Source organism: Gordonia hydrophobica NBRC 16057 (assembly GCF_001592365.1).
Lineage (GTDB): Bacteria > Actinomycetota > Actinomycetes > Mycobacteriales > Mycobacteriaceae > Gordonia > Gordonia hydrophobica.
Map to the genome: position 1 here is coordinate 184,554 of NZ_BCWU01000006.1, position 18,518 is coordinate 203,071.

Here is an 18,518-nt window from a genome sequence, read left to right on the forward strand (position 1 = left end):
CTCATCTCTCGGAAGGACCCCGTCTCATGGCGCTCTTCGCCGTCGACTACACCTACGCCCCCGACGCCGCCGCAGTGCGCGATCAGTACCGCCCCGAACACCGCGCGTGGCTCGGCGCGCAGCATGAGGCCGGCACCCTCCAGTTCGTCGGCCCCTACCCCGACGGCACCGGAGCACTTCTGATGATCACCGCCGACGACCTCGACGGCGCCGACGCGCTCCTCGCGAACGATCCGTTCGCGCGCGAGAAGGCGATCGCGGCGGTGACGATCAAAGAGTGGGTTCAGGTGTTCGGGCCGTTCTGAGCCGCCTCCTGCTTCGACCGCCGATTGCTGACGATGAGGCTGGCGACCGTCGTGATGACGAGGGTGCCGCCGATGATGCCGAGCGACAGGCCGGTGCTGATCTCCGGGACGGCGACGGGATCGCCGCCGTTGATGAATCCGAGGGTGTTCTCGTGCAGCGCGTGCAGGATCAGCTTCACGCCGATGAACGCCAGGATCAGTGACAGGCCGTACGAGAGGTAGATGAGCTTGTTCAGCAGGCCGCCCAGCAAGAAGTACAGCTGGCGCAGTCCCATCAATGCGAACGCGTTCGCGGTGAACACCAGATACGGCTCCTGGGTGAGACCGTAGATCGCCGGAATCGAGTCGAGCGCGAAGAGCACGTCGGTGAACCCGATGACGATCAGCACCACCAGCAGCGGGGTGATCATCCGTTTGCCGTCGATCCGCGTCGTCAGCCGGTCGCCGTCGTACACGTCCGTCGCGCGGAACCACTTCTTGACGATGCGCTCCACGCGCCCCTGCCGTTCGCGTTCCTCGGCGGCGGGCTCATCGCTCTCGTTGAGCAGCTTCACGGCGGTGAACAGCAGGAACAGCCCGAAGAGGTAGAACACCCAGCTGTACGCGTTGATCGCGGCGGCGCCCACCGCGATGAAGGCGCCGCGCATGACGAGCGCCATCACGATGCCGAGCAACAGCACCTTCTGCTGATAGACGCGCGGGACCGCGAACTTCGTCATGATGACGACGAAGACGAACAGGTTGTCGACCGAGAGCGCCTTCTCGGTGACGTAACCGGCGAAGTACTCGCCTCCGAAGGTGCTTCCCCACTGCCACCACACGAATCCGCCGAATAGGACGGCGATGCCGATGTAGACCGACGACCAGAAGCCCGATTCGCGCAAGGTCGGCTCGTGCGGCGTCCGCACGTGAGCGAAGAAGTCGAAGACGAACAGACCCGCGATCACCGCCCCGGTGATCAGCCAGGTCGTCAACGATACGTTCATGAAATGAATCCCTCCGTGCAGCACTGAAATGCGATGCCGGAGGTCTCTCCCACCGCCGGAATCGGATGCGTTCGGCGGCGGCGCTCCGGGAGTGCGGTCGGCCCACCGATCGGCGGTGGCCGAACCGACTCCGTACTGACGGAGACGCCACGAGTCAGGGATACTCCCCTCGTTGATCGTCGCCGACTATACGTCACTCCTCGCTGTCGCCGCCACCGGTGATCGATGCGATGACCCCGGCGAGGTCCTCCGGCTTCACCAGGACTTCGCGCGCCTTGGACCCCTCGCTCGGTCCGACGATCTCCCGTGTCTCCATCAGATCCATCAGACGTCCGGCCTTGGCGAATCCGACGCGGAGCTTGCGCTGCAGCATCGAGGTGGAGCCGAACTGACTGGACACCACCAGTTCGATCGCCTGCAGCAGATCGTCGAGATCGTTGCCGATGTCGCCGTCGATCTCCTTCTTGTCGCCGGCCTTCGCCGTCGTCACGCCGTCGGCATACTCGGGCTCGGACTGGTCGCGGGTGAACTCGACGACCGCCGCGATCTCCTCATCGGTGATGAAGGCGCCTTGCATGCGGATCGGCTTGTTGGCGCCCATCGGCAGGAACAGGCCGTCGCCCATGCCGATCAGCTTCTCTGCACCGGGCTGATCGAGGATGACGCGCGAGTCGGTCAGCGAACTGGTCGCGAACGCCAGGCGGCTCGGCACGTTGGTCTTGATCAGACCGGTGACGACGTCGACCGAGGGCCGCTGCGTTGCCAGCACCAGGTGGATGCCCGCGGCACGCGCCTTCTGGGTGATCCGGACGATCGCTCCCTCCACGTCGCGCGGCGCCGTCATCATCAGGTCGGCGAGCTCATCGACGATCGCGACGATGTACGGGTACGGCTTGTAGACGCGCTCGGACCCGAGCGGAGCGGTGATCTCCCCCGACCGGACCTTGGCGTTGAAGTCGTTGATGTGCCGGACCCGCGAGGCCTTCATGTCCTGATAGCGCTGTTCCATCTCGTCGACCAACCAGGCCAGCGCGGCCGCCGCCTTCTTGGGCTCGGTGATGATCGGCGTGATCAGGTGCGGAATGCCCTCGTAGGGTGTGAGTTCCACCATCTTCGGGTCGATCAGGATCATCCGCACCTCTTCGGGCGTGGCCCGAGTCAGCAGCGACACCAGCATCGAGTTCACGAAGCTCGACTTACCGGAACCGGTGGAACCCGCGACCAGCAGGTGCGGCATCTTCGCGAGGTTCGCGCTGACGAAATCGCCCTCGATGTCTTTACCGAGCCCGATCACCAGCGGGTGCTTCTCCTTGCGGGTCGACGGCGCCGCCAGGACGTCCGACAACCGCACCATCTCGCGGTCGGAGTTCGGCACCTCGATGCCCACCGCCGACTTCCCCGGGATCGGGGCCAGCAGACGCACGTTGTCGGTCGCGACCGCATAGGCGATGTTGCGCTGCAACTGGGTGATCTTCTCGACCTTGACCGCCGGCCCCAACTCCACCTCGTACCGGGTGACGGTCGGGCCGCGCGTGTACCCGGTGACGGCGGCGTCGATCTTGAACTGTTCCAGGACGCTGTTGATCCGATCGATCATCTCGTCGTTGGCCGAGGTGCCCGTCTTCGCGGGCTCCCCCTGCATCAGCAGATCAGTCGGCGGCAGCACATAATCCGAGTCATCGGCCCGATCGATGAACGTGCCGCCGGCCGGCGGCGCGACGGGCTGCTCCGGCACCGAAAGCGGCGCGACGGCCGCGGGCGTCGGCGCCGGGCGGCGACGCGCGCGCGGCGTCGGCTCAGGCTCGGGTTCCGGCTCGAGGTCGTCGACGTCGGGCAGATCCTCGAGATAGCTGTCGTAGCCGCCGTCGAGTTCGACGGTCGGGTTGTCGTCGACCGGAACGTCGTCGAACGGCGTCTCCGGCACCAGCGGCTCGGTCAACAGATCGGGCATGTGCTCGTCCCGATCCTGCCCCGCAGTCTTCCGCGGTCGACGCGACGCCGCGCTCGACCGCGGACGTCGGCGGCGGTCCGGGGGGTAGTTGTCGTACGGATCGCCGTAGGCGGCCGACCGGCCGCGGCGTGCAGGGACCGGCTCGACGGGTTCCTCGATCCGGTCGGCGTCGTCGTAGCCGGGATCATCGTCGAACTCGTTGTAGCCGGCGTCGTACTCGGCGTCGTCGTACTCGGCGTCGTCGTACTCGGCGTCGTCGTAGTCCGAATCGTCATACTCGCCGTCGTCGTACTCGTCGTCCCAGTCGTCGTAGACGCCGAGGCCGAGATAGTCGGACACCGCAGCGGTCACCTCGCCGACCGTGCGACCGCTCAGGGCGAGAATGCCGAAGGCGACCAATGCGAGGAACAGCGGCACCGTCACCCAGACGGTCACCGCATCGGTGAGCGGCGAGGCGAGCATGTAGCCGAGGAAGCCCGCGGCGTCGGCACGCGCGTCGTAGCCGACGGGCGCCCCGGAGGCGAGATGCGTCAGCGCGAGCACGGGCACGGCGAGCAGCAGCACACCGCCGATGTTGCGCAGACGGCGTTCAGGATTGGCCGGAAACCGCATCACCATGGCGGCGACGACCAGCAGGAGCGCAGGCGCGACGTAGGCGAGATCACCGAACCCCGCTCGAACGAGCGAGTCGATGACGGCTCCGACCGGCCCGAAGGCGTGGAACCAGACACCGAGGGCGATCACCGCGGCCAGCAGGGTCAGTGCGAGGCCGATCCCGTCGCGCCCCTGCGCGGGCTTCTCCTCGCGGGCGGCACCGATCCGTGCGACGGCGCCAAGGCCACGGGCCGCCAGGTTCCAGGTCGCGGCCACCGCACGACCGGCCGACGGCCGCGGTGCGGGCGGACGGCGCAGGTCCTGAGATTTGGCGGGCCGGCGCGACGGTGCGCTGCGATTGCCGCGGTTGCCGCCGCTGGTGCGCGTCGCCGGACGCGCCGTGGCACTTGCTTGAGTCCCCCTGGTGGCGGCGCCGCTGCGGGAACGTCCACCGCTCGCCGACGACTTCTTCGAAGTGGTCTTCGGCGAGCGGCTGCGCGTAGATGCATGGGAAGCCATGGCTCCCAGCCTAGTGCCCACCAATCACAGCAGTCACACTGGCAACACCCGAAAGGTCACGGTCGTGTCGATTTCGTAACCGTTTCACGACCATCGACGGCGCGTCAGAGCGCGCGCTTGGCACTGCGCAGGCTCGCGATCGCGATCGGCGTTCCGGAGAACTCCACGTCGACCGGAGCACGCCCGAACGCGAACAGCAGCAGTTCGCCGACGTCGCCGGTCACCGTGACCGACTCACCGCGGCCCGCCGCCATCACCTCGCGACCGTCACGCGTCACCATCCGCGCGCGCACCGGCGACGACGCCATGATGCGCTTGCCGACGGTCCGCAGCGGCATCTGGAGTCCGCGCTGCAGTTCCGGCGACACCGGACGGGGCTCGAACGGCCCGTCCGGGTCCGCTCCCCCGCGTAGCACATCCTCGTGATGCACGAACATCTCCGCCAGGTTGAGGAAGCGGTCCCCTGCTCGGAACGGCGAGTACCAGGGCGGTCCCTCTGCCAACTGCACCAGCAACTCGTCCCACGGCCGATCGGCGTAGCTCTGCGTGACCGACGCCGTGTGACCGGCGAGAGCGCCGACGAAGACGCCCGCCGTCGCATCCAGTCTGCGTTCGCGGAGGATCAGGTGGATGGCGAGATCACGGTTGTTCCACCCGGCGCACAGCGTCGGTGCGTCCGGTCCGGTCTCGCGCATGGTGGCGACCAGCGCCGCACGCTCGGACCGGGCGAGATTCACCGGTGCTCCCCCACGGCGATCACGGTCGGCACGATCATCGGACGACGGCGGTACTTCTCGCCGACCCACCGACCGACGGCGCGGCGGACGCCTTGTGCGATCCGGTGGGTGTCGGTGACGCCCTCGTTGGCGAGTTCGGTCAGCGCCTTGTCGACCAGTGCGGCCGCGTCGGACAGTGCCCCCGGATCGTCGGAGAATCCGCGACCGGACACGGTCGGCTTGCTGACGGTGGCTCCGGTGGCCGCGTCGACGGCGACGGTGATGGCGATGAAGCCGCCCTCACCGAGCACCAGGCGGTCCGAGAGCGTCGACTCGCCGACGTCGCCCACCGAGAGTCCGTCGACGTACACGTACCCGACGGGCACGCGGCCGGTGATCTGTGCGCGGCCGTCGACCAGGTCGACGACCACGCCGTCCTCGGCCAGCACGATCCGGTCCGACGGCACGCCCGTCGCCTCCGCGAGCGCGGCGTTGGCGCGCAGGTGACGCCACTCGCCGTGCACCGGCATCGCGTTGGACGGCCGGACGGCGTTGTACAGGTAGAGCAGTTCGCCCGCCGACGCGTGACCGGACACGTGCACCTTGGCGCTCGCCTGCGTGATCACCGTCGCACCGCGCTTGGCGAGACCGTTCACGACGGCGAAGACCGAGTTCTCGTTGCCCGGGATCAACGACGACGCGAGGACCACCAGATCGTCGGCGCGGATGTTGATCTGGCGATGCTCACCGCGCGCCATCCGAGACAGCGCCGACAGTGGTTCGCCTTGCGAGCCGGTCGAGATGAGCACCAGTCGGTGGTCGGGCAGGGTCGCCGCGGTGTCCATGTCGACCACCACGCCCTCGGGGACGGTCAGATAGCCGAGATCCTGCGCGATCTGCATGTTGCGGACCATCGACCGACCGACGAACGTGACCCGACGACCGTGCCGGTACGCCACGTCGACGATCTGCTGGATGCGGTGCACATGGCTGGCGAACGACGCCACGATCACGCGCTGTTTAGCCTTGCCGATGACCGTGTCGAGCACCCCGCCGATCTCGCGTTCGGGCGTCACGAAGCCCGGGACCTCGGCATTGGTCGAGTCGACCAGGAACAGGTCGACCCCCTCGTCGCCCAGGCGGCTGAAGCCCGCGAGGTCGGTGAGCCGGTTGTCGAGCGGCAACTGGTCGAGCTTGATGTCGCCGGTGTGCAGCACCAGACCCGCCGGGGTGCGCATCGCCACCGCGAGCGCATCCGGGATCGAGTGGTTGACGGCGAAGAACTCGCAGTCGAAATCGCCGTAGCCCTGCCGATCGCCCTCGGCGACCTGAATCAGCTTCGGGCGGAGTCGGTGCTCACGGCACTTCGCGGCCACGAGCGCCAGCGTGAAGCGGGAGCCGACGATCGGGATGTCGTTGCGGAGCTTCAACAGGAACGGCACCGCGCCGATGTGGTCCTCGTGTCCGTGCGTCAACACCACGGCCTCGATGTCGCCGACGCGATCCTCGATGTAGCCGAAATCGGGCAGGATCAGGTCGACGCCGGGCTGGGCGTCCTCCGGGAACAGGACGCCGCAGTCGACGATCAACAGCTTGCCGTTGTACTCGAAGACGGTCATGTTGCGACCGATCTCGCTGATGCCGCCGAGCGCCACCACGCGCAGGCCGCCTGCCGGCAGCTTCGGCGGGGCGCCGAGTCGGTCGATCACGTCGCCGGTGACGCCCGAGCCGGTCGCCGCCGTCACCTGCGTCGACTTGTTTCTCGCCGTGCTCTTTGGCGCATTCGCTGCGGGCGGGCCGGCTTTGCGCGAGGCGCGACGACGACCGCCGCCCTTGCCGCCCTGCTGGTTGCCGCCCTGCTGGTTGCCGCCCTGCTGGTTGCCGCCCTGCTGGTTGTTGGCTTCAGACATCAGGCGATCACCTCGGCGGCACGCAGGTCGGCGATGAGGGCTTCGATCTGCTCGGGTTCGGCGGCCACTTGCGGCAGTCGCGGGTCCCCGACGTCGATGCCCTGGATGCGGAGAGCGGTCTTGCTCATGCAGACGCCGCCGAGTCGGCCCATCGCGTCGACGAGCGGCGCCATCGACTCGGAGATCCGGCGTGCGGTTGCGAGGTCGCCCGCCAGCACGGCCTGACGCATGTCGCGCAGCCGGTCCGGCGCCACATGGCCGATCACGCTGACGAAACCGGTGGCGCCGACGGAGAGCCACGGAAGGTTGAGCGCATCCTCGCCGGAGAGGTATTCGAGGTCGGTGGCCGCCATGATCTTGGCGGCGGCGTGGAGGTCGCCCTTGGCGTCCTTGACGGCTTTGATGTTGGGGTGCTCGGCCAGGCGCAGGATGGTGTCGGTCTCGATGGCGATCACCGAACGCGGCGGAATGTCGTAGAGCATCACCGGCAGCGACGACGCGTCCGCGATGGTGCGGAAGTGCGCGAGAACGCCGGCCTGCGGCGGCTTGCTGTAATACGGGCTGACGATCAGGACACCGTCGGCGCCGATCTCCTCCGCCTCGCGGACTCGTCGTGCCGACTCCGCGGTGTCGTAACTGCCCGCGCCGTGCACCACCTTGGCCCGATCGCCGACCGCCTCGAGCGTTGCGCGCAGGAGGTCGTTCTTCTCGGGAACCGTGGTGGTCGGCGACTCGCCGGTCGTGCCGTTGACGACGAGCGCATCGCACCCCTTGTCGACCAGATGGACGGCGAGCTCAGCAGCCTTGTCGAGGTCGATGGCACCCTCTTTCGTGAAGGGGGTCACCATTGCCACCGAAACTGTCCCGAACGGGTGTTCCGCACTTGTCGCGTCAGCCGAGTTCATGCCGCTCAGGCTACCGCCTTCCGCGCGGTTCTCCTCGCTCAGCCCTCGAATACGAACGGCGATGTCGCGACTTCGGTTCCGTCGGCGAGCTCGCCGATTTCGAAGTCGCCGAACGCCGTCGGCGCGGCCTCGCGCAATTGTCGCAGACACTCCACCGCGAGTTGGCGGATCTCCACATCGGCGTGCTCAGTCGCACGCATGCCGATGAAATGCCGCCACGCCCGGTAATTGCCGGTGACGACGATGCGCGTCTCGGTGGCGTTCGGCAGCACGGAGCGTGCCGCCTGCCTCGCCTGCTTGTGGCGCAGGACGGCATTCGGGACGTCGGCGAACTTGGCCTCCAGCTCGGTGAGCAGTTCGCTGTAGGCCTCACGCGCCGCGTCCGTCGCTGAGACGAACAGTTCCTCGAGCCGCGCGTCGCCACGAATCGCGGGCGGCGCCACCACATTCGAATCGTGTTCGGGGACGAAGCGTTGGGACAGCTGCGAATAGGAGAAGTGGCGGTGACGGATCAACTCGTGCGTGCACGACCGCGAGATGCCGGTGATGTAGAAGGTGCACGTCGCGTGCTCGAACAGCGAGGTGTGACCGACTTCCAGCACATGGCGCAGGTACCCGGCGTTGGTGGCCGTGCGCGGGTTCGGCTTGTGCCAGCTCTCGTAGCAGGCGCGTCCGGCGAACTCGATGAGCGCCTCGCCGCCGTCCGCGTCGGTGTCCCAGTCCACCTCGGGTGCGGTGAACTGCGTCGCCGCGACGAGTTGGACCTTCAGGGGCACCAGTTCCGACATTCGTCCTCCACTTCGTTCGCCCGACCCGGGTGCAGTCCGGCGACTGTCCGGCCAATGTCTTCTCGGGCCATTGTCCACCAGCGCGCGCGGTCGCCGGGCCGCACCCCGGGTGGGCCGTCAGCAGACCCAGTCGACGAGGCGGTGTGCGATCGCGGGGTCGTGCAGCAGGGTGAAGTGGTTGGCGCCTCCGAGGTGCAGCCCGTTGTCCGGGTCGAAACCGATCCGGCGCGCACGGTGAACGCCGCGAGCGCTCGGGTCGAGGACCAGCCCGTCGCCCACCAGGCGCCCGACCGGATGGCGCGGCGACCGGGTGAGCGTCGCGGAGACGAAGTAGTGAGCCGCGCCCGCGAGCAGCGGCACCTCGGCGGCCAGCGCCGCTCCGAGAGCGTCGGGATCGCGACCGGCCCAGTCCTCGTCGACCAGGCTGCCGCCGCGCAGGTCGCGGATGCCCGCACTGCGTCGTCGCAGGAGCGATCCGAATGCCGCCGTCTCCGGGAACCCGGAGAGAACCGCACTGCCGTAATGCGCCAGGCTCTCCAGCGGCGCACCGAGATGCGGAGTTCCGAGGCTGACGGTCGCCGACACCCCGTCGACCCAGGAGTGGTCGTGCCGCTCGCCCCAGTACGCGGCGCTGCGCAGCACCAATCCGCCCATCGAATGGCCGATCAAGGCGATCCGCTCGACCGGCACCGGCCAGTGGCCGACGACTTCCTCGAGCAGTCCGGACAGCGCGCGGCCGTTCACCGAGATGTGTCTGCCGGTATTGTACCGCACGAACACCGGGGTGACTCCGCGCTCGGCGAGCACGTCGCCGTAGGGCGACCGGCCCTCGATCTCGAACGCGTGCTCGGTCTCCATCAAGCCGTGGACGAAGATCGCGATGGATCCGGTGACCTCGACGTCGTCGCCGAGGCGCAGTCGCATCGGATCCGCGACGAGCGGAGATCGGCGCGTGGCGAGGTCGTCGCCGATCAGTCCGGTGACGGCCGCGATCACCTCGGCCCCCAGTCGCGTTTCCGACGGTGGCACGGCCAGCGGCAGATCGGCGACCTTCTCGCCGACGGTCGCGGCGGCCGACATGCTCGCCCGCACCGCCTGGTACACGCCATCGGTGATCGCGTCGTGAATCGTCTTCACCGGGCGTGCGGCCTGTCCGGTGAACACCCCGACGGTCCCGAACACGCGGTCGGAGATGCTCCGGTGCGTGCGGTGAATGCCTGCGGCGGCACGCTCGGACTCTCGCAGAGCGAGTCCGGTGAGCTCACGGACCTCACTGCGACGCTGGTCGACGATCTCCATGAATTTGAGTGTACATTCGTTCTCTCAATCCGTCGCTGGGACCGGCACCGCTCTCCTCCGGCGTCACCCGCGGACGATGGCGCCCAGTTTCGCGTACGTGTCCTCCCAGCCGTGGACCGCGATCGCGTCGATCCCCAGGTCGGCGACCGGGCGGTCGTTGCCGCCGTCGTCGAGGCGATCGCCGAAGAACAGGATGTCGTCGATCCCCAGGTCCACGATCTCCATCAGTCGACGCGCACCGTACGCCTTGTCGATCCCCTCGGCCGTGATGTCGACCGAGGTGGAGCCGCCGCTGCGGACCTCCAGATCCGGCAGTCGCGCAGCCGCGTAGGCACGCAGTGCCTCCTTCTTCCGGCCGTCGGGATCCCAGGCGGCCTTCGCGTCGACCGGCGCCGCCTGGCCCAGGGCGGAGAAGGTGACCTGGCTGCCGCGATCCTCCAGGATCGGTCCCCACGTCTGCTCCTCCCACAGGCCGAGCTCGCGGGCACCGGCTTCGACGGCCGCCATCGCCCGCGTCTTCTGGTCGTCGGAGAGGTCTTCGGCGTAGACGGTGTCCCACGACTGTCCGCCCCAGCGCACATAGCGGGTGCCGTTGGTCGGCATCAGATGAAGATTGGCCTTGTCCGGGAAGTCGCCGAGCCGGTCGAGGACCTGCGCCTGGAACTGGCCGTACTGGCCGCCGGAGATGATGCAGGCCAGGCTGCCCGACAGCAGTTCGCGGAACAATCCGACCATCTCGTCGCTCATCGCGGTCTTCGACGGCGCGAGCGTGTCGTCGAGATCGAACATGACGAGTCGATAGGTCTTGCCATCGTGCGTGACGGACACGTGTCCACCCTTCCGTTGTTGTGCGGCCAGAAGTGTAGCCCGCGTGTCAGTCGGCGATCACCCAGGCGAAGGCATCCGCCTTCGATCGGGCGCCCTGCGCGGTCCGCGAGCGCGACTCCTCGTCCACGTCGGCCAACAGTCGTTCGCCGGCACGGACGAGATCGGCCAGCGTGTTCGGCGTCAGGTACGCCGGTCGCGTCGCGAACAGCAGGTCCTCGCTCGCAGTGTTCCCGCTGGCACCGGGCGCGAACGGGCATCCGCCGAGCCCGCCGAGCGCGCCGTCGACGACCGTCGCGCCGCCGTCGGCCGCGGCGAGCGAGTTCGCCACCCCCATCCCCCAGGTGTCGTGCCCGTGAAAGACGAGCCGGCGGTCGCCGGCCTGGACCGATGCGAAGAGGTCCCGCACCTGTGCGGGGTGCGCCTGGCCGAGGGTGTCCGCCAGCACCACGTCGTCGGCGGCATCGGTTCTGGGGTCGGCGACGATTCCGCGGACCCGATCGGGGTCGACCGGTCCGTCGAACGGGCAGGTGAATGCGGTCGCCAGGCACAATTGAATGCGCCCGCCGACCTCCTTCGCGGCCGCGATCGCCTCCGGCATCGCCGCGACGCTGTCCTCGGTGAGGCGCCCGATGTTGGCCTTGTTGTGCGCATCGGACGCCGACAGGCAGTACTGGAAGTTCCGGACGCCTGCCGCGGCCGCCTTCACCACGTGACGCGGCGTGGCCACCCACACCCAGCAGCGCTCGAGTTCGGCCGGGGTCAACTGCGCGACGATCTCGAGGGTGCCCGCCATCGGCGGCACCAGGTCCGGTCGCGCCATCGAGCCGATCTCCAGTTCCGGGACGCCCGCGGACAGCAGGGTGCGCGCCAACGCCACCCGCACGTCCACGTCGAGGACCTTGCCGGTCAACTGCAGTCCGTCGCGCAGGGTCACATCGCGCAGCGCCACCCGAGAGTAATCGGTCACCGTCGACCTCCCAGAAAGCGGTCACGGATCTCGTCGGTGTGTTCGCCGAGGTCCGGTCCCACCGAGCGGATCGGCAACGACGCCTCGCCGAGCACCGGAACGATGCCGGGGAAGCCGACGCGACGCGGTTCGGGTCCGCCGGCGTCGACGTCGAACTCCTGCACCATGTTGCGCGCACGGTACTGCTCGTCGCTCACGATGTCGGCCGCGGTGTAGATCGGTCCCGCCGGGACGGCCGCATCGTCGAGGACGGCGAGCACCTCGTCTCGCGAGCGGGCGGCAGTCCACGCGCCGATCGCGGCGTCGATCTCGTCGCGACGACGCCACCGCCCGTCGTTGTTCGCCAGGTCCGGATCGTCGGCGAGGTCCGGGCGACCGATCGCGCGCATGTAGCGCGGGAAGATCGCATCCGCGTTGCCGGAGATCACCACCGAACTGCCGTCCTCGCACAGGTACCCGTTCGACGGCGCGATCCCCTCCATCCGGCCGCCGGTGCGTTCTCGGGTGACGCCATAGGCACCGAGATCGGGCACCAGGGACTCCATCATCGAGAAGATCGCCTCGTTGAGGGCGACGTCGACGATCCGGTCGGACAACGGCGCGGACGCCCCGCCCGCTCCGCGCGTCTCGTCGCGCCGACGGAGACGCTCGTACAGTGCCATCACCGCGCCGAACGCCCCGTACAGCCCGGCGATGGAATCGCCGATCGAGACGCCGACCCGGACCGGCGGGCGGTCGGGGTCACCCACCAGTTCCCGAAATCCGCCGTACGCCTCCGCGACGGCGGCGAATCCGGGGCGCTGGGCATACGGTCCCGTCTGGCCGAAGGCCGAGATCCTCACGAAGATCAGATCCGGATTCGCCTCGCTGAGCCGGTCCGGGCCGATGCCCCACTTCTCCAGGGTTCCGGGACGGAAGTTCTCGAGCACCACATCGCAGTGCGCGGCAAGGGCTTTCACATCCTCGCGCCCCTCATCCGTCCGCAGGTCCAGCACCACCGACTTCTTATTGCGGTTGATGGTTCGGAACAGCATCGACGTCTCACCGTCGTACAACCGCCAGTTGCGGAGTTCGTCACCGGTCTCGCGTTCGATCTTGATGACCTCGGCACCGAAGTCGGCGAGCATGCGGCCGGCCGTCGGGGCCGCGATGTAGTTGCCGAGTTCCAGGACTCGGACGCCGGCGAGGGGCAGATCTCTCATGGAGCAAGACTATCGCCGCCGCACCCGCACGCTCAGTGCACCGCCGCCCCCAACGCGGAAGCCAGTTCGCCGCGCGGCGCCACCTCGACCTGATCGAGCCCGCGCCATCGAGCCAGTCGACGCAGATCGTCGGCGAGCGACTCTGCGACCGCGCCGTGATCACGGCCGGGCTCGACGTGCGCGGCGAGGACGCGAAGGACACCCGCCGACCTGTCTGCCTTCAGGTCCACGCGGGCGACCAACTCCTCGCCCATCAGGTACGGGAGCACGTAGTAGCCGTGGACGCGCTTGTTCTCCGGGACGTAGATCTCGATGCGGTACCGGAAGTCGAAGAGCCGCTGCGTCCGCGGTCGGAAGAACACCAGCGGATCGAACGGCGACAGCAGCGTCGATCGGTCCACTCGGCGCGGCAGTCGTGCGTCCCGGTGCAGGTAGGCGTGCTCGTCCCACCCGTCGACCTGCACCGTGGTCACCTCTCCGGCGTCGACGAGGTCGGGCAGCACGTCGCGGACCTCGGCGGCTTTGAGTCGGTAGTAGTCGGCGAGATCGGCGACCGTCGCCACGCCGTGCGACGCCGCGGCGCGAGCGACCAACGCGCGGTGAGCGTCCCGACGACCGACGACGCGGCCCACCCGGTCCTCGCCGACCACGCGTTCGGCGAGGTCGTAGTGGCGATGGAAGTGCTCGCTCCGAACCGCAGACAGGGTGCCTGCCGCGAACATCGCCTCGCAGAGGTGCTTCACCTCCCCGCGGATCCACCAGGCGCCCTTCTCCCCCGGCGCCCGGGTGATCCCCAGTTCCGCTTCGATCTCTCGGGGGACGACCGCTCCCTTCTCGGCGATCACCGCGAGCACGTCGGCGGCCTGGGACCGGTTGCGCTGCAAGATCTCCCGGGTGTGGCGATACCGGCCGTCGCGGTACTCGTCCATCCGCCAGCCGAACAGCGGCCAGTCGTCGACCGGGATCAGCGCCGCCTCGTGGGCCCAGTACTCCGCGAGCAGCCGCGGTGCTCGCGCACTGGGTCGCCAGGCAGCGCGGTCGACGAGCGCGTCGTCGTAGGGTCCGATCCTGCTGAACGTCGGCAGATAGTGTGCACGGGCCAGGATGTTGACCGAGTCCATCTGCAGCAGCCTCGTCCGCCCCAGCACTCGCGTGAAGTGGCTGCGCGTCGGTGCGCCCGTCGGCAGCCGGTCGGTGAATCCCTGTGCCGCCAGCGCGATTCGACGGGCCTGCGGAATCGAGAGCCGATCCGGCGCCCTCGACATCAGGGCAGCGGATCCAGGGTGATGACCACGGCGGTGCCCTTGTCTCCCACCTTGGCAACGCCGGTGCCGGTGCGGTCGACGCCGTCGAGCCGGATCCCGATCGGTTCGGGGCCCGACGCGAAGTTGCGCCACCAGGTCTTGCGGTCGGCCATCGCGACACCGACGACCACCTGATCGTCCCCACGACGCTCGAACACGATCGGCAACGTGACCCGTTTGCCGCTGCGCCGTCCGGTGTAGGTGATGTCCGTCATCGACTTGAAGACCGTGCGTTTCAGGAACGGAATCCGCAGCAGGGGTTCCATCACCGCATTGACGCCACGCGCACTCCACTGAAAGGTACTCACAGCGCCCAGCGTAGTGGTGCCCTCCGACAGCCGAGCCCGGTCACTGCCCGGCGTCGTTGATCCGCACCATGTTGCCCGCCGGATCGCGGAAGGCGCAGTCGCGCGGACCCCACGGCTGTTTGATCGGCTCCTGGAGCACCTCAGCGCCCGACGCGGAAACCTTCTCGAACATCGCGTCGAGGTCGGAGGAACGGAAGACGATCGGCGGCATCATGCCCTTGGCGACGAGCCGGTGCAGGGCCTCGGCATCCTCCGGCGACCGTCCCCCGCCGGGCTGAGACAGCACGATCTCGACGCCGCTCTGGTCGGGCATGCCGAGGGTGACCCAGTGGTGGTCGCCGTTGGCGACGTCGCGGACCACCTCCAAGCCGAGAGCGTCCCGGTAGAAGCCGAGAGCGGCGTCGATGTCGTCGACGGTGATGGGACAGTACGTGATCTCGATGTTGGTCATGTCAACCAAACTAGGTCGATCGCCGCGAGGCCGCTTCTCCAAAACTGCTCAGTTGCCGCGCCGTCGCTCAGCCGAACGGCATCGGACGCACGAGGATCTTGGTCATGCACGACGGCAACCCCTCGAGGCTCTCGTGTGACCGGGCTCGGTAGGCACTCGGCGTCTCGCCGGTCAGCCGCCGAAACGTGCTGCTGAACGATCCGAGCGAGGTGAACCCGACCTCGACGCACGCATCGGTGACACTGGTACCCGCCCGCAGCAGTGCCATCGCGCGTTCGACGCGTCGAGTGACGAGGTAGCCGTACGGAGTCTCGCCGTAGGCGATCTTGAACTCGCGACTGAAGTGCGCCGTCGACATCAGCGCCCGTCCCGCCATCGTCGGAACGTCCAGCGGCTCGGCGTACCGACGGTCCATCAGATCACGCGCCCGCCGCAGATGCGCCAGGGTCTCGGGCGACTGAGTCATGCCGAACCCCGAGTCAAGCCACGCCCCGCGTCATGCCACGCCCCGCCCCAGCAGTTCGGGCACTCCTCCCGGCACCCGGCTCCACCGGTCGCCGCGGACGTCGGTGAACTCCAGGTGCACCGTCCCGTGACCCGGTCCGTCGACGGTCTCGTCGCGGTGCGTCCCTGGCGGGAGCTGGGTCGCGGTCCAGATCTCGCGGTCACCGCCCTTCACCACGACGTCGTGGATCGGATGCCCCGAGTCGTTGTTGACGTGCAGGGCCGCGTCGTGGATCCACGCCGAGACACGGTCGACGTGCTCCCGTCGACGCATCCACGTCTCGAGTTTCTCCTTGGTCTTGCGCGCCGACCGTTCCCGGTGGATCTGCCAGAAGGCGACCACGAACGCGCCGATGGTGCCGATCGAGCCCACCCACGTGGCCCAGTCGCCCAGCTCCAGTTCCAGATTCAGCACATCGCCTCCACTGCCGCCGTCTGACAACGACCATATCGGAGAACTGCGCCACCGACACCGGTCTGGGGACCGACGGCGCCCCCGTGGCCGATCGCGGCTACCGCCGCACGTAGTCGACGAACCGGTACAGGGTTCCGGTCGACGAGTACAACCACTCCCCCTCGGACTCCACCAGCCACTGGTCCGAGTTCACCTCCGGCGCAAAGGCGTCCGCGCCGTCGACCAGCACGTCGATCTCGGTCACGCGCAAGTGCGTCGCACGATCCATGGCGAGCGTGTAGATCTCGCCGCCGCCGATGACGGCGGCCGCGTGCCCGGCGATCGCCAGCGCCGCATCGAGTCCGTCGGCCACGTCGGCGCCGTCGGCCACGAAGTCAGCCGACCTGGTGATGACGATGTTCCGACGTCCGGGCAGCGGACGGAACGCCGCGGGCAGCGATTCCCACGTCTTGCGTCCCATGATCACCGCACCGGCACCGGTGAGTTCCTTGAACCGCTTCATGTCCTCCGGGACCCGCCATGGGATGGCGCCCGCCTTGCCGATCGCGCCGACGCGGTCCTGCGCCCAGACCAGTTCGATGCTCATCGCCGGGACGCCTCAGACCGCCACCGGGGCTTTGATCGCCGGGTGCGACTGATATCCGACGATCTCGATGTCGTCGAACTCGTAGTCGAAGATCGAGTCCGCCTTGTGCAGAGTGAGCGTCGGATACGGCAGCGGCTCGCGGGTCAGCTGTTCGGTGACCTGCTCAACGTGGTTGTCGTAGATGTGGCAGTCGCCGCCGGTCCACACGAAGTCCCCGACCTCGAGCCCGGCCTGCTGCGCCATCATGTGCGTCAGCAACGCATACGAGGCGATGTTGAACGGAACGCCCAGGAAGAGGTCGGCGCTGCGCTGATACAGCTGGCAGCTGAGCTTCCCGTCGGCGACATAGAACTGGAAGAACGCATGGCACGGCGGCAACGCCATCTGGGGGATCTCGCCGACGTTCCACGCGGACACGATGTTGCGGCGCGAGTCCGGATTCTGTTTCAGGGTCTCGAGCGCCGCTGCGATCTGATCGACGTGCTCGCCCGACGGCGTCGGCCAGTTGCGCCACTGCACTCCGTACACCGGGCCCAGTTCGCCGTCGGGCGCAGCCCACTCGTCCCAGATCGTGACACCCCGTTCCTGGAGCCAGCGCACGTTGGAGTCGCCGCGCAGGAACCACAGGAGCTCGTACACGATCGACTTCAGATGCACCTTCTTGGTGGTGATCAACGGGAAGCCCGCGGACAGGTCGAATCGCAGTTGATGCCCGAAGACGCTGCGGGTTCCGGTGCCGGTGCGGTCGGACTTCGGCGTGCCGGTGTCCATGACCAACTGCAGCAGGTCCTCGTACGGGGTCGGGATGGTCGTGCTCACGTGACCGAGTGTAAGCGAGGGTCCTCCGGATCGACGAGTGCGCGCAGGCGTTCGAGCGCCTTCGTCAGTGCCGCGAAATCGCGATCGCCCAGATGCGCGGCCCACTCCCGTTCGATCCGTGCCTCCTCGGCGCGTGCCGCCGGAATCATCGCCAGCGCCTGTTCGGTGAACCGAACCAGTCGGACGCGACCGTCGCTCGGATCCGACGCACGCATCACGTAGCCCGCAGCCTCGAGTCGGTCGACGAGCACGGTGGCCGTCTGCTTGGTGATCTGTGCGCGTTCGGCGAGCGTCGAGATGCGCGACCCGCCGTCCTGGATGCCGGCCATCAGTCGCGCCTGCGCGATGGTCAGGTCCTCGAATCCCGCGGCGCGGACGGCCTCGACGATCCGCGTCTCAGCGTGCCTCCCCGCGATCGACATCAGCAGGCTGGTCGGGAGAGACCGGGGCATGCGAACTCCTTGATCTGGTTCGTTGTACGAAATAATCTAGTTCGTACAACGAACCAGATCAAGGATCGCGCTCATGACCGACACCGAACTGTGGAGACTCGTCGACGATCAGCGCGCGAGAACGGCGGAGATGTTCGCCTCACTCGCACGTCACCAGTGGGCGGCGCCCTCCCTCTGCGACGGATGGACCGTGCGAGAGGTCGGAGCGCATCTGACCTTGCAGAGCATGGGCCTCGGTCGAACGCTCCGCGTCGCCCTGCGTCACCCCGGCACCATCAATCGCGTGATCGACGCCAGTTCCCGGTCGGCCGCCGCTCGCCTCACCACCGACGAGATCGTCGAACGCCTCCGACGACTCGTCGGAGTGCACCGCCCGAACGCGTTCACGAGCGTCGACGAGGCCCTCGTCGACGCGGTGGTCCACACGCTCGACGTGACCGAACCGCTCGGCATCGACGCCGCGACCTCGGACGCCGCCGTCCACGCGGTGCTCGACCGACTCGCCGGCTACCACCGAACTGGGAGGACCGCAGTCTTCCGCCCCGTCGCGACCGACGACCGGCGCTTCGTCGCCAGCGATCTCTCGTGGTCGTGGGGTTCGGGATCGACCGTCGAGGCCCCCGGCACCACCCTGCTGCTCGTCCTGTCCGGGCGCCGCCCGTCGTAGACGGCGTCCATATCGACCACCGATCACGGAACCGCGGCTCGA

The 18,518-nt window shown here is 68.3% G+C and carries 20 protein-coding genes; 2 read left to right on the plus strand and 18 right to left on the minus strand.

The window, feature by feature from the left end; genetic code table 11:
- Window positions 1–26: 26 nt before the first annotated feature.
- On the plus strand, window positions 27–305 hold the full coding sequence (locus GH2_RS11915) for a YciI family protein (protein WP_066167855.1): 279 nt from the start codon (window positions 27–29) through the stop codon (window positions 303–305).
- Here the strand turns inward: GH2_RS11915 and GH2_RS11920 are convergent.
- The 18 genes from GH2_RS11920 to GH2_RS12005 form a co-directional block, all read right to left on the minus strand.
- Window positions 284–1,291, minus strand: coding sequence for a TerC family protein (locus GH2_RS11920; protein WP_066167858.1), 1,008 nt, complete (start codon window positions 1,289–1,291; stop codon window positions 284–286). The two genes, GH2_RS11915 and GH2_RS11920, sit on opposite strands and share 22 nt — an antisense overlap.
- Window positions 1,292–1,484: 193 nt before the next feature.
- Window positions 1,485–4,355, minus strand: coding sequence for an FtsK/SpoIIIE family DNA translocase (locus tag GH2_RS11925; protein ID WP_239588803.1), 2,871 nt, complete (start codon window positions 4,353–4,355; stop codon window positions 1,485–1,487).
- Between the two features lie 104 nt (window positions 4,356–4,459).
- Window positions 4,460–5,092, minus strand: coding sequence for a TIGR03085 family metal-binding protein (locus GH2_RS11930; RefSeq protein ID WP_066167864.1), 633 nt, complete (start codon window positions 5,090–5,092; stop codon window positions 4,460–4,462).
- A complete protein-coding gene (locus tag GH2_RS11935; protein ID WP_066167867.1) occupies window positions 5,089–6,981 on the minus strand; it encodes a ribonuclease J in 1,893 nt (630 codons plus the stop codon). The genes GH2_RS11930 and GH2_RS11935 overlap by 4 nt, the downstream gene beginning before the upstream one ends.
- Complete coding sequence (gene dapA, locus GH2_RS11940) at window positions 6,981–7,886, minus strand: 4-hydroxy-tetrahydrodipicolinate synthase (protein WP_066167869.1); 906 nt, start codon at window positions 7,884–7,886, stop codon at window positions 6,981–6,983. Before dapA ends, GH2_RS11935 begins: the two co-directional genes overlap by 1 nt.
- A 38-nt stretch (window positions 7,887–7,924) precedes the next feature.
- On the minus strand, window positions 7,925–8,674 hold the full coding sequence (thyX, locus tag GH2_RS11945) for an FAD-dependent thymidylate synthase (RefSeq protein ID WP_066167870.1): 750 nt from the start codon (window positions 8,672–8,674) through the stop codon (window positions 7,925–7,927).
- A 117-nt stretch (window positions 8,675–8,791) separates the two neighbouring features.
- Window positions 8,792–9,973 carry a lipase family alpha/beta hydrolase gene (locus GH2_RS11950; RefSeq protein WP_066167873.1) on the minus strand — a complete coding sequence of 394 codons (1,182 nt, stop codon included), beginning with the start codon at window positions 9,971–9,973 and terminating at the stop codon, window positions 8,792–8,794.
- Between the two features lie 63 nt (window positions 9,974–10,036).
- A complete protein-coding gene (locus GH2_RS11955; RefSeq protein WP_066167876.1) occupies window positions 10,037–10,801 on the minus strand; it encodes an HAD-IIB family hydrolase in 765 nt (254 codons plus the stop codon).
- Window positions 10,802–10,847: 46 nt separating this feature from the next.
- Window positions 10,848–11,768, minus strand: a complete 921-nt coding sequence (locus GH2_RS11960; protein ID WP_066167879.1) for a hydroxymethylglutaryl-CoA lyase-like TIM-barrel protein — start codon at window positions 11,766–11,768, stop codon at window positions 10,848–10,850.
- Complete coding sequence (locus tag GH2_RS11965; protein ID WP_066167883.1) at window positions 11,765–12,970, minus strand: CaiB/BaiF CoA transferase family protein; 1,206 nt, start codon at window positions 12,968–12,970, stop codon at window positions 11,765–11,767. Before GH2_RS11965 ends, GH2_RS11960 begins: the two co-directional genes overlap by 4 nt.
- A gap of 32 nt (window positions 12,971–13,002) precedes the next feature.
- The gene (locus tag GH2_RS11970) at window positions 13,003–14,235 is read right to left on the minus strand and encodes a winged helix-turn-helix domain-containing protein (protein ID WP_066167885.1); all 1,233 of its coding nucleotides are present in this window, start codon (window positions 14,233–14,235) and stop codon (window positions 13,003–13,005) included.
- Window positions 14,235–14,582, minus strand: coding sequence for a hypothetical protein (locus GH2_RS11975; protein WP_066167888.1), 348 nt, complete (start codon window positions 14,580–14,582; stop codon window positions 14,235–14,237). The genes GH2_RS11970 and GH2_RS11975 overlap by 1 nt, the downstream gene beginning before the upstream one ends.
- A gap of 40 nt (window positions 14,583–14,622) precedes the next feature.
- Window positions 14,623–15,033 (minus strand): VOC family protein, encoded by a 411-nt coding sequence (locus GH2_RS11980; protein ID WP_066167891.1) that lies wholly within the window; start codon window positions 15,031–15,033, stop codon window positions 14,623–14,625.
- A gap of 67 nt (window positions 15,034–15,100) precedes the next feature.
- Window positions 15,101–15,499, minus strand: coding sequence for a helix-turn-helix domain-containing protein (locus GH2_RS11985; protein WP_066167893.1), 399 nt, complete (start codon window positions 15,497–15,499; stop codon window positions 15,101–15,103).
- Between the two features lie 30 nt (window positions 15,500–15,529).
- Window positions 15,530–15,952, minus strand: a complete 423-nt coding sequence (locus GH2_RS11990) for a hypothetical protein (protein ID WP_066167896.1) — start codon at window positions 15,950–15,952, stop codon at window positions 15,530–15,532.
- 97 nt (window positions 15,953–16,049) lie between these two features.
- On the minus strand, window positions 16,050–16,538 hold the full coding sequence (locus tag GH2_RS11995) for a dihydrofolate reductase (RefSeq protein WP_066167900.1): 489 nt from the start codon (window positions 16,536–16,538) through the stop codon (window positions 16,050–16,052).
- Between the two features lie 12 nt (window positions 16,539–16,550).
- Window positions 16,551–17,357 carry a thymidylate synthase gene (locus tag GH2_RS12000; RefSeq protein ID WP_066167903.1) on the minus strand — a complete coding sequence of 269 codons (807 nt, stop codon included), beginning with the start codon at window positions 17,355–17,357 and terminating at the stop codon, window positions 16,551–16,553.
- On the minus strand, window positions 17,354–17,809 hold the full coding sequence (locus tag GH2_RS12005) for a MarR family winged helix-turn-helix transcriptional regulator (RefSeq protein WP_066167907.1): 456 nt from the start codon (window positions 17,807–17,809) through the stop codon (window positions 17,354–17,356). The genes GH2_RS12000 and GH2_RS12005 overlap by 4 nt, the downstream gene beginning before the upstream one ends.
- A gap of 73 nt (window positions 17,810–17,882) precedes the next feature.
- On the opposite strand from GH2_RS12005, the gene GH2_RS12010 reads away from it, so the two are divergent.
- Window positions 17,883–18,476 carry a maleylpyruvate isomerase family mycothiol-dependent enzyme gene (locus GH2_RS12010; RefSeq protein ID WP_066167910.1) on the plus strand — a complete coding sequence of 198 codons (594 nt, stop codon included), beginning with the start codon at window positions 17,883–17,885 and terminating at the stop codon, window positions 18,474–18,476.
- The last annotated feature ends 42 nt before the right edge of the window (window positions 18,477–18,518 follow it).

What these genes read in the sequence shown, in the direction of transcription:
- GH2_RS11950 (WP_066167873.1), bottom strand. Translation starts at nt 9,973, where the DNA reads ATGGAGATCGTCGACCAGCGTCGCAGTGAGGTCCGTGAGCTCACCGGA.
- GH2_RS11995 (WP_066167900.1), bottom strand. Translation starts at nt 16,538, where the DNA reads ATGAGCATCGAACTGGTCTGGGCGCAGGACCGCGTCGGCGCGATCGGC.
- GH2_RS11970 (WP_066167885.1), bottom strand. Translation starts at nt 14,235, where the DNA reads ATGTCGAGGGCGCCGGATCGGCTCTCGATTCCGCAGGCCCGTCGAATC.
- GH2_RS12005 (WP_066167907.1), bottom strand. Translation starts at nt 17,809, where the DNA reads ATGCCCCGGTCTCTCCCGACCAGCCTGCTGATGTCGATCGCGGGGAGG.
- thyX (WP_066167870.1), bottom strand. Translation starts at nt 8,674, where the DNA reads ATGTCGGAACTGGTGCCCCTGAAGGTCCAACTCGTCGCGGCGACGCAG.
- GH2_RS12010 (WP_066167910.1), top strand. Translation starts at nt 17,883, where the DNA reads ATGACCGACACCGAACTGTGGAGACTCGTCGACGATCAGCGCGCGAGA.
- GH2_RS11985 (WP_066167893.1), bottom strand. Translation starts at nt 15,499, where the DNA reads ATGACTCAGTCGCCCGAGACCCTGGCGCATCTGCGGCGGGCGCGTGAT.
- GH2_RS11935 (WP_066167867.1), bottom strand. Translation starts at nt 6,981, where the DNA reads ATGTCTGAAGCCAACAACCAGCAGGGCGGCAACCAGCAGGGCGGCAAC.
- GH2_RS11915 (WP_066167855.1), top strand. Translation starts at nt 27, where the DNA reads ATGGCGCTCTTCGCCGTCGACTACACCTACGCCCCCGACGCCGCCGCA.
- GH2_RS11920 (WP_066167858.1), bottom strand. Translation starts at nt 1,291, where the DNA reads ATGAACGTATCGTTGACGACCTGGCTGATCACCGGGGCGGTGATCGCG.
- GH2_RS11925 (WP_239588803.1), bottom strand. Translation starts at nt 4,355, where the DNA reads ATGGCTTCCCATGCATCTACGCGCAGCCGCTCGCCGAAGACCACTTCG.
- GH2_RS11980 (WP_066167891.1), bottom strand. Translation starts at nt 15,033, where the DNA reads ATGACCAACATCGAGATCACGTACTGTCCCATCACCGTCGACGACATC.
- dapA (WP_066167869.1), bottom strand. Translation starts at nt 7,886, where the DNA reads ATGAACTCGGCTGACGCGACAAGTGCGGAACACCCGTTCGGGACAGTT.
- GH2_RS11965 (WP_066167883.1), bottom strand. Translation starts at nt 12,970, where the DNA reads ATGAGAGATCTGCCCCTCGCCGGCGTCCGAGTCCTGGAACTCGGCAAC.